The organism is Pseudomonas sp., from assembly GCF_041601375.1.
Taxonomy (GTDB): domain Bacteria; phylum Pseudomonadota; class Gammaproteobacteria; order Pseudomonadales; family Pseudomonadaceae; genus Aquipseudomonas.
In genome coordinates this window covers 1-8,527 of the sequence record NZ_JBFIIG010000180.1, presented here as the reverse complement: position 1 = coordinate 8,527, position 8,527 = coordinate 1, and the positions used below count along the sequence as shown (strand labels likewise).

Here is an 8,527-nt window from a genome sequence, read left to right as displayed (position 1 = left end):
GATTGAGCGGCTCACGATTGAGTGGCTCGGATTGCACCGTCCTGCGCAACGAAGTAGCCCGACGCGAGTCGGGCTTTTTTGTGGGTACTGCGTGGAGACTCGTGGTGCGCACGGCGCCCCCTACCCGATAGTCGCATTCCATCGCGTAGGGGGCTGCGCACCACGTCGTTCATGAACGCTGTAGCAAGCCCGCCAGCCCTGCCAACAAGCGCGCCAGCGCGCCCTGGTTGGCCTGCATCACCGCCAGACCCGCCTCGCGCATGACCTGCGCCTCGGCCGGCTCACACCACAGCCGCGCGACCCGTTGCGCCAGGTCGGCGGCACCGGTCACTTCGAGCAGCGCGCCGGCCTCGCGCAACTGCGCGGCGATCTCCAGGAAGTTGAACAGGTGCGGACCGCTGAGTACCGGTTTGCCCAGCGCGGCCGGCTCCAGCAGGTTATGCCCGCCATTGCCGACCAGGCTGCCGCCGACGAAGGCCAGATCGGCCAGGGCATAGAGAAACAGCAGCTCGCCCATGGTGTCGCCGAGCAACACCTGGTCACCCGCCAGCAGCGCCTCGCCACTGGAACGTCGGCGCGTGGCCAAGCCTTGGCGCTGGCACAACTCGAATACCGTGGCGAAACGCTCCGGATGCCGCGGGACCAGAATCAGCAAGGCCTCGGGCCGCTGTTCGAGCAACAAGCGGTGCGCCGCCAGAACAATTTCATCCTCGCCGGCATGGGTGCTGGCGGCGATCCACACCGGCCGTGACGCCGCGCCCCACTGCTCGCGCAACTCGCTGGCGCGCGCCAGCAGCGCAGGGTCGATGGTCAGGTCGAACTTGATCGAGCCGGTCACCTCGACGCATTCGGGCCGCGCACCCAGGCTGCGAAAGCGCTCGGCCTCGGCGGCGGTCTGCACCGCAATCAGGCTCAGTTCGGCGAGCATGGGCGCGGTCAGTTTGGCGAAGCGCGCGTAACCACGCGCCGAGCGCTCGGACAACCGCGCATTGGCCAGGGCCACGGGAATACCGCGGCGGGCACATTGGTGGATGTGGTTGGGCCACAACTCGGTCTCCATGACCACCGCCAGCCGGGGCTGGGCGCGCTCGAGAAAGCGCGCCGCGGCCCAGGGCAAGTCATAGGGCAGGTAGCAGTGCTGCACGCGCCCGGCATACTCGGGCCCGGCGAACATGGCCTGAATCCGCTCGGAGCCGGTCGGCGTCATGCAGGTAATGGTGATCGGCAACTGCGGATAGCGCGCCAGCAGCTGACGAATCAGCGGCGCGGCGGCAATGCTCTCGCCCACCGACACCGCATGCAGCCAGATGCCACCGGGTTGCAGGGGTGGCAAACCGAGGGCGAAGCGTTCGCCGATGCGCTTGGCATACGCCGGTGCGCGCCACGCACGCCAGGCCAGACGCCCGGCGACCAGGGGCAGACCGAGATGCAACAGCAGGGTGTAGAGGGCTCTATTCATGGGCGCGCAGCTTAGCAGAGCGGCCGCCCGCAATCAGCCGATGGCTTGCAAGCGCTCGGCAAAGCAGTCGGCCAGCCACAGCGCGGCCGGCCCCAGGGCTTCATCGCGGCGGCAGACCAACTCGACGACCAGCGGCGGCGGGGTCCAGTCACTGCTGAGTTCCACAAGCTGGCCCTGATAGGTCGGGTACTGCACCACATGGCGCGGCAGCCAGGCCCAGCCCAGATTACGCATCAACAACTCGGCCATGGCATAGAAGCTGTCGGTGCGCCAGACCGATGGGCTGATCTGCTCGCCGCCCGGGTAATGACTGTCCTGCGGCGCCATCAGCAACTGGCGATGGCGTGCCAGTTCGCGTCGGTCGACATGCCCTGCCCCGGCCAGCACATGCCCGGCACCGCACACCGTGACCATCTCGATGGTACCCAGGCGCTGACGTTCCAGGGCTTCGGGCATCTGCTCATGGTGGAACAGCAGACCGAGGTCGGCGCGGCGCTCCAGCAGCTTGCGCGCGACATCACCCTGGGCGCCGCTGGCCAGCTGTACCTCCAGCAGCGGGAAGGCCTGGGCCAGGGCCTCGAGGCTGTCGAGCACCGGCTGGTACGGCATGGCCTCGTCCTGGGCCAGGCGCAGGCGCACCTCTTCGCCGCGCACCAACCCCAACGCCCGTCCCTCCAGGCGCTCGCACTGGCGCAGCACCTCGCGCGCTTCTTCCAATAATGACGCCCCGGCCGCCGTCAGACGGGGCTGACGACCGCTGCTGCGCTCGAACAACAGCACACCGAGGTCGGTCTCGAGCATGGCAATGGCATTGCTGACCGCCGACTGCGCACGGTTCATCTGCCGGGCCACGGCAGAAAAGGACTGGCCCTCGGCCACGCCGACGAACAGGCGGATTTGCTCCAGGTTCCACTGCATAACCCATCCCCTAATCAGATAGGTAATCACTTTATCCCATCATCCGAACGACTAGAATGACCACCAGATCAAACAGGAGGTCCACCATGAGCGGCTATCTCTATCTCGCTGTCGCCATCACCGCCGAAGTCATCGCGACCACCTCGATGAAGGCACTGGACGGTTTCAACAAACCGCTACCGCTGCTGTTGGTGGTGGTCGGCTACGCCATCTCCTTCTGGATGCTCAGCCTGGTGGTCAAGACCATTCCGGTCGGCGTTGCCTACGCCGTCTGGGCGGGCCTGGGTATCGTATTGGTGAGCATCGCCGCAGTGTTTCTCTACCAGCAGCGCCTGGATTTGCCGGCGATGCTCGGCATGGGCCTGATCGTCTGTGGCGTGGTGGTGATTCAATTGTTTTCGCACAGCGTCGGCCATTGAGATAGCCGCGAGCGCCAAGCTGCCGCTCGAGCCTGGAAGCCCGCCACATCCACTTGCCGTTATACTGCGGGCCTGACTTCCAATGAGGCCCTCGCATGTCCCAGGCTCTGAGCACTGACATTCTGATCGTCGGCGGTGGTATCGCCGGCCTCTGGCTGAATGCGCGCTTGCGCCGCCAGGGCTTTGCCACCCTGCTGGTGGAAAACGCCAGCCTGGGCGGCGGACAGAGCGTCAAATCGCAAGGCATCATCCACGGCGGCGCCAAGTACGCCCTGCACGGCGCCCTGAGCGGCGCCTCGGAAGCCATCGCCGACATGCCGCGGCGCTGGCGCGAGGCGCTGGCCGGCAGCGGTGAACTGGATCTGAGTGGCGTGCGCCTGCTGTCCGATGCCCACTACCTGTGGTCACCCGGCAGCCTGGCCGGCAATATCACCAGTTTCTTCGCCAGCAAGGCGGTGCGCGGCCGCGTCGACCAGGTCAAGGGCGAGCAACTGCCGCCCGCCCTGCAGCACCCGAAATTCAAGGGCAAGGTCTACCGCCTGGCCGAGCTGGTGCTCGACGTACCCAGCCTGATCACCCGCCTGGCCGAACTGGCCGGCGACGGTCTGCTGGCCGCCGAGACCATCACGCCCCTGCACCAACAGGGTCAACTGGTCGGCCTGATCGTCGACGGCCGCGAGATTCGCGCGCAACGCATCGTCCTCAGCGCCGGCAGCGGCAACGCCGCATTGCTCGCCGCCCTGGGCCTCACTCAGCCCGCGCAGCAACTGCGGCCGCTGCATATGGTGCTGGTCAAGGGGCCGACCCTGAAACCGCTGTACGCCCACTGCCTCGGCGGCGGGCCGAAACCGCGGGTCACCGTCACCACTCATCCGGCAGCCGATGGCGAGTGGGTCTGGTATCTCGGCGGCGACCTGGCCGAAGCAGACGGCGTGGCCCGCGACCAGGCCGCACAGATCAAAGTCGCGCAGCAGGAAATCGGCGCCCTGCTACCCTGGGTCGATCTCTCCAGCGCACGCTGGACAACCCTGCGCGTCGAGCGCGCCGAACCGGCACAATCCAGCCTGGTCCGCCCGGATAACGCCTTTCTCGCCGAACAAGACCAACTGCTGGTCGGCTGGCCGACTAAACTGGCATTAGCCCCGGACTTCGCCGACCGCGTGTTGGCGGCGCTCGACCGTGACGGCATCCAGCCCGCCGCCAGCCATGCGCCGCTCCCGGCCCTGCCCCGTCCGGCCGTAGCGCGCCCAGCCTGGGAGGAACTGTTCTAATGCACGCCTTGCATACCCTGCACAACCTGCACCGCCCGCTCGGCTCGACCGAGCTGCTGGTCTCGCCATTGGGCCTCGGCACGGTGAAGATCGGCCGCGACCAGGGTGTGAAATACCCCAACGGCTTCAGCATTCCGGGCGACGCCGCGGTCATCGAGTTACTCGCCCAGGCCCATGACCTGGGGATCAACCTGATCGACACCGCCCCCGCCTACGGCACCAGCGAAAGCCGCCTCGGCCCGCTACTGCGCGGCCAGCGTCAGCAGTGGGTGATCGTCAGCAAGGTCGGCGAAGAGTTCGCCAATGGCCACTCCAGTTTCGACTTCTCCCCCGCCCATACGCGCTTCTCGGTGGAACGCAGCCTCAAGCGCCTGGAAACCGACTTCATCGACCTGGTGCTGGTGCATTCCGACGGCAATGACGTCGGCATCCTGCAAGACAGCGGTGTCTACGAGATCCTCGCCGAGCTCAAGCGCGAAGGCAAGATTCGCGGCTTCGGCCTGTCCGGCAAAACCGTCGAGGGCGGCCTGCTGGCACTCCAGCAGGGCGACTGCGCTATGGTCACCTACAACCTCAACGAACAGAGCGAGCTGCCGGTACTGGACTACGCTGAGCAGCACGGCAAAGGCATTCTGATCAAGAAAGCCCTGGCCAGCGGGCATGCCTGCCTGGCCCCGGGGGAAGATCCGGTGCGCGCCAGCTTCGAGCTGATTTTCGCCCACCCGGCGGTAAGCTGCGCGATCGTCGGCACCATCAATGCGCAACACCTGGCCCATAATGTCGCGACTGCCGCCGCAGTCATTCAGGATATCGCCTGAGCCCCATCATGCGCTGCGCGCAGTTGCAGTTGCAGGAGCGGCCGGGCGGCGCTCTGCATCAGCCGCGCAAAAGCATCCCTGCGACCATGCCCGGCGGCTCGATCGAGGCCTCGCCCTTTCCGCCTGACCAGCCGCCCCGAACCCAAGAGGAGCCGAGATGTCGCGCACACTGATCCGCAAAGACCCCGGCACCTTCAAGACCCTGCCCTTGTTCGTCGAAGCCAGCGCGGACGGTCTCAGCTACCAGAGCCTGGGCCGGCCACTGAACTTCCGCGAGATGCTCGAACGGCGCCGCGCGATCGAGCTGAACGACAGCCAACGCTTCGCCGTGGAGCTGGCCAACCTGGGGGTTTCGGTGCGCCTGACCCTGACCTGGCAAGGCCGGGACTATTGGATTCTGGTGCGCCAGCGGCGCCTGGACCGGGGCGACGTGGTGCTCAAGCTGATCTCCGGCTACGTGCCCGCTCACGAACTCAATCTGCCGCTGCTCACCGCCATCCAGGAGGTCGCCGAAGAGTGCCTGCTGGAAACCCCCGAAGGCTGGCTGAGTGGCCGCTTTGGCGAAACCTGGCTGCCCTCGCCCTATCAAGACACGCTGCGCTACCGCGAAACCCTGCACTTTCAACTCAGCCCACTGTCCGGAGCGGCGCGCCCGGTGCAGTGCGCCAACATGACCCTGATGGAACGGCCGCGCGCCTATGTGCACCTGCCCACGGCCTCGTTGCAACTGGTCTACGACCTGCGCCTGGAGCTGCCCAAAGAGGCCCGGCAACTCAGCCTGTTCCACGTCGACGAACGCCTGGAGGACGGCAAGCTGGTCGCCCGCCTCGACCGCAGCCGCCCGGATCTGTACCTGATACCGTTGCAGCAGGGGCGGCCGAGCGCCGAACTGCTGACCCTCAACAAAGGCCAGTTGAAAGCCGCCAGCACCCGCGGCCTGTGGCTGGCAGAGAGCTTCGCGGCGCAGGACGGCTGGTTGGTGCGCGACGAACGCATCCGCTGGAAAGACTGGCTGAACCAGCAACAGCTCAGCGCCGCACCGCCCAAAAAACCGGCGAAACCGCAAGCGCCGGTTGCGTCAGCGCCGCCCAAGCTGAACGCCGCTCAGCTGGGCTGAACGGCATGCTGGATCAGTTGCTGCGGATTTTCTCGACTATGGCGGTGGTCGAGCTGTTTGCCACCAGCCCCAGCACCCGCACCTCGCCACCGTAGGCGCTGACGATGTCGGCGCCGACCACCTGATCGATGCCGTAGTCGCCGCCCTTGACCAGCACGTCTGGCTTGACCTCGCGCAGCAAGTTCTCCGGGGTGTCTTCGCTGAAGCTCACCACCCAGTCCACCGCGCCGAGGCCGGCGAGCACGGCCATGCGCCGATCCACCGAATTGATCGGTCGACCGGGGCCTTTCAGCCGGCTGACCGAGGCGTCGTCGTTGACCGCCAGCACCAGGCGATCGCCCTGGGCCCGGGCCTGTTCCAGGTAGGCGACGTGACCGGCATGCAGAATGTCGAAACAACCGTTGGTGAAGACGATCTTCTCGCCATGGGCGCGGGCGTCCTCGATGGCCAGCAACAGCTGGTCCGGACTCAGCACGCCGCGCTCGGACCCCGCCTCGCGCTGGATCGCTCGGCGAAGTTCGGGGGCGCTGATCGCGGCGGTACCCAGCTTGCCGACCACGATACCGGCGGCCAGGTTAGCCAAGGCCACGGCCTGGGGCAATTCCTCGCCGGCGGCCAGGGAAGCCGCCAGGGTCGAGATCACCGTATCGCCGGCACCGGTGACATCGAACACTTCACGGGCGCGGGCCGGCAGGTGCAGCGCCGGATGATCGGGGCGCAGCAGGGTCATGCCGTGCTCCCCGCGGGTAATCAGCAGTGCGCCCAGATCCAGCTCGCGCATCATGCGCGCCCCCTTGGCCACCAGTTCGGCCTCGTCGGCGCAATGGCCGACGATGGTCTCGAACTCGTTGAGGTTCGGCGTGATCAGGCTGACGCCGCGGTAGATCGAGAAATCCTTGCCCTTGGGATCGGCCAGCACCGCAATGCCCTTGGCCAGCGCCGCCTGGATCAGCACCTGATGATTCTGCAGCGCGCCCTTGCCGTAGTCGGACAGCACCAGTACCTTGACCCCGGCGAGCAACGCCTCGACCTCGACCGCCAAGGCCGCGGCATCGGTATTGAAGGGCTGCTCGAAGTCCATGCGCAGCAGTTGCTGATGTCGGCTCATGACTCGCAGCTTGACGATGGTCGGTTGGCCGACGATCCGCTGGAAATGGGTCTTGACCCCCACCGCCTGCAGGCTGTCGCTCAGGCTGGCGGCCGCCTCGTCGTCGCCGGTCACGCCGACCAGCAGCGCCGGCGCACCCAGTGCGGCAATGTTCAACGCCACGTTGGCGGCGCCGCCCGGACGGTCTTCGATCTGCTCGACCTTGACCACCGGCACCGGCGCCTCCGGCGAAATCCGCGAGGTGCCGCCATGCCAGTAGCGGTCGAGCATGACATCGCCCACCACCAGAACAGGGGCTTGGTCGAAACGGGGCATGGACAACTTCATGGGAACTCCGGTGGCCTCAAGTGGCGGGCGCGTAGTTTATCAGGCGATATCCAATGGCGCGCTTTCATCCAGTCCCAGCGCATGCAGGCGCGCATAGAAACCGTTCTGCTCGAGCAGACTGGTATGGGTGCCACGCTCGACGATCCGCCCCTGGTCCATCACCAGAATCAGGTCGGCTTTCTCGATGGTCGACAGGCGGTGGGCGATGACCAGCGTGGTACGCCCCTTCATCACCCGGTCCAGGGCGGCCTGGATATGCCGTTCGGATTCGGTATCCAGGGCCGACGTCGCCTCGTCCAGCACCAGGATCGGCGCATCCTTGAGCAAGGCCCGGGCAATCGCCAGACGCTGGCGCTGACCGCCGGAGAGCAGCACGCCATTCTCGCCGACCTCGGTATCCAGCCCCTGCGCCAGCTTGTCGATGAACTCCTGGGCATAGGCCGCCTCGACCGCCTGCTCGATGGCCTCACGCGGCGCATCGGCCAGGTCGCCGTAGGCGATGTTATTGGCCACGCTGTCGTTGAACAAGGTGACCTGCTGAGTCACCAGGGCAATATGCCGGCGCAGGTTACGCAGTTTGTAGTCTTCGACATCCACTCCGTCGAGCAGAATCTGTCCGGTCTCATGGTGATAGAAACGCGGAATCAGGCTGGCCAGGGTCGACTTGCCGCTGCCGGAGCGACCGACCAGGGCAATCATCTGCCCGGGCTCGGCGCTGAAGGAAATATCGCTGAGCACCGGCTTCTCGGCGCCAGGGTACTGGAAACTCAGATTGCGTACTTCCAGACGACCACTGACCCGTTCAAACTCGACCGTGCCACGGTCGACCTCGGGGGCTTCGTCGAGCTGTTCGAAGATGCTGTCGGCGGCGGCCAGACCTTTCTGGATATTGGCGCTGACCTCGGAGAGCTGGCGAATCGGCTTGGGCAGCAAGCCGGCGGCGGTGATGTAGGCCACCAGATCGCCCGCAGTGGCATCGCCGCGCAGCAACAGCACCAGGAACATCAGCACCGCCATGGCGCTGTATATCACCAGTTGCAACATGGGCGTATAGACCGCGCCGGTCTTGGTCATGCGCAGTTGCTTGTTG

8 protein-coding genes are annotated in these 8,527 nt (G+C 66.2%); 4 read left to right on the top strand and 4 right to left on the bottom strand.

The features are described 5' to 3' along the window. Positions 1–169: 169 nt before the first annotated feature. Both waaA and ABZE94_RS18110 read right to left on the bottom strand, forming a co-directional pair. Entirely contained in the window at positions 170–1,459 is a 1,290-nt protein-coding gene (waaA, locus tag ABZE94_RS18115) for a lipid IV(A) 3-deoxy-D-manno-octulosonic acid transferase (RefSeq protein WP_372877107.1), read from the bottom strand. Between the two features lie 33 nt (positions 1,460–1,492). Further along, a complete protein-coding gene (locus ABZE94_RS18110; protein WP_318949474.1) occupies positions 1,493–2,377 on the bottom strand; it encodes a LysR family transcriptional regulator in 885 nt (294 codons plus the stop codon). Positions 2,378–2,463: 86 nt separating this feature from the next. Between ABZE94_RS18110 and ABZE94_RS18105 the strand changes: the two genes are divergently transcribed. The 4 genes from ABZE94_RS18105 to ABZE94_RS18090 all read left to right on the top strand — a co-directional run bounded on the left by ABZE94_RS18105 (position 2,464) and on the right by ABZE94_RS18090 (position 6,002). Further along, the gene (locus tag ABZE94_RS18105) at positions 2,464–2,796 is read left to right on the top strand and encodes a multidrug efflux SMR transporter (protein ID WP_318949473.1); all 333 of its coding nucleotides are present in this window, start codon (positions 2,464–2,466) and stop codon (positions 2,794–2,796) included. A gap of 95 nt (positions 2,797–2,891) precedes the next feature. Next, the gene (locus tag ABZE94_RS18100) at positions 2,892–4,067 is read left to right on the top strand and encodes an FAD-dependent oxidoreductase (RefSeq protein ID WP_372877104.1); all 1,176 of its coding nucleotides are present in this window, start codon (positions 2,892–2,894) and stop codon (positions 4,065–4,067) included. Continuing rightward, on the top strand, positions 4,067–4,885 hold the full coding sequence (locus tag ABZE94_RS18095; protein ID WP_372877102.1) for an aldo/keto reductase: 819 nt from the start codon (positions 4,067–4,069) through the stop codon (positions 4,883–4,885). The genes ABZE94_RS18100 and ABZE94_RS18095 overlap by 1 nt, the downstream gene beginning before the upstream one ends. A 157-nt stretch (positions 4,886–5,042) precedes the next feature. Next, the gene (locus ABZE94_RS18090; RefSeq protein WP_372877100.1) at positions 5,043–6,002 is read left to right on the top strand and encodes a metal ABC transporter ATPase; all 960 of its coding nucleotides are present in this window, start codon (positions 5,043–5,045) and stop codon (positions 6,000–6,002) included. Positions 6,003–6,015: 13 nt separating this feature from the next. On the opposite strand, the gene hldE is transcribed toward ABZE94_RS18090, so the two are convergent. Together hldE and ABZE94_RS18080 are read right to left on the bottom strand one after the other, a co-directional pair. Next, a complete protein-coding gene (gene hldE, locus ABZE94_RS18085) occupies positions 6,016–7,437 on the bottom strand; it encodes a bifunctional D-glycero-beta-D-manno-heptose-7-phosphate kinase/D-glycero-beta-D-manno-heptose 1-phosphate adenylyltransferase HldE (RefSeq protein WP_372877098.1) in 1,422 nt (473 codons plus the stop codon). Between the two features lie 39 nt (positions 7,438–7,476). Further along, positions 7,477–8,527: ATP-binding cassette domain-containing protein (locus ABZE94_RS18080; protein WP_372877097.1), on the bottom strand; the 1,051-nt coding region annotated here is incomplete at its 5' end.

Bases quoted from the DNA above. Each gene is read 5' to 3' on its own strand.
- waaA (WP_372877107.1), bottom strand. From the start codon at position 1,459: ATGAATAGAGCCCTCTACACCCTGCTGTTGCATCTCGGTCTGCCCCTG.
- ABZE94_RS18110 (WP_318949474.1), bottom strand. From the start codon at position 2,377: ATGCAGTGGAACCTGGAGCAAATCCGCCTGTTCGTCGGCGTGGCCGAG.
- ABZE94_RS18105 (WP_318949473.1), top strand. From the start codon at position 2,464: ATGAGCGGCTATCTCTATCTCGCTGTCGCCATCACCGCCGAAGTCATC.
- ABZE94_RS18100 (WP_372877104.1), top strand. From the start codon at position 2,892: ATGTCCCAGGCTCTGAGCACTGACATTCTGATCGTCGGCGGTGGTATC.
- ABZE94_RS18095 (WP_372877102.1), top strand. From the start codon at position 4,067: ATGCACGCCTTGCATACCCTGCACAACCTGCACCGCCCGCTCGGCTCG.
- ABZE94_RS18090 (WP_372877100.1), top strand. From the start codon at position 5,043: ATGTCGCGCACACTGATCCGCAAAGACCCCGGCACCTTCAAGACCCTG.
- hldE (WP_372877098.1), bottom strand. From the start codon at position 7,437: ATGAAGTTGTCCATGCCCCGTTTCGACCAAGCCCCTGTTCTGGTGGTG.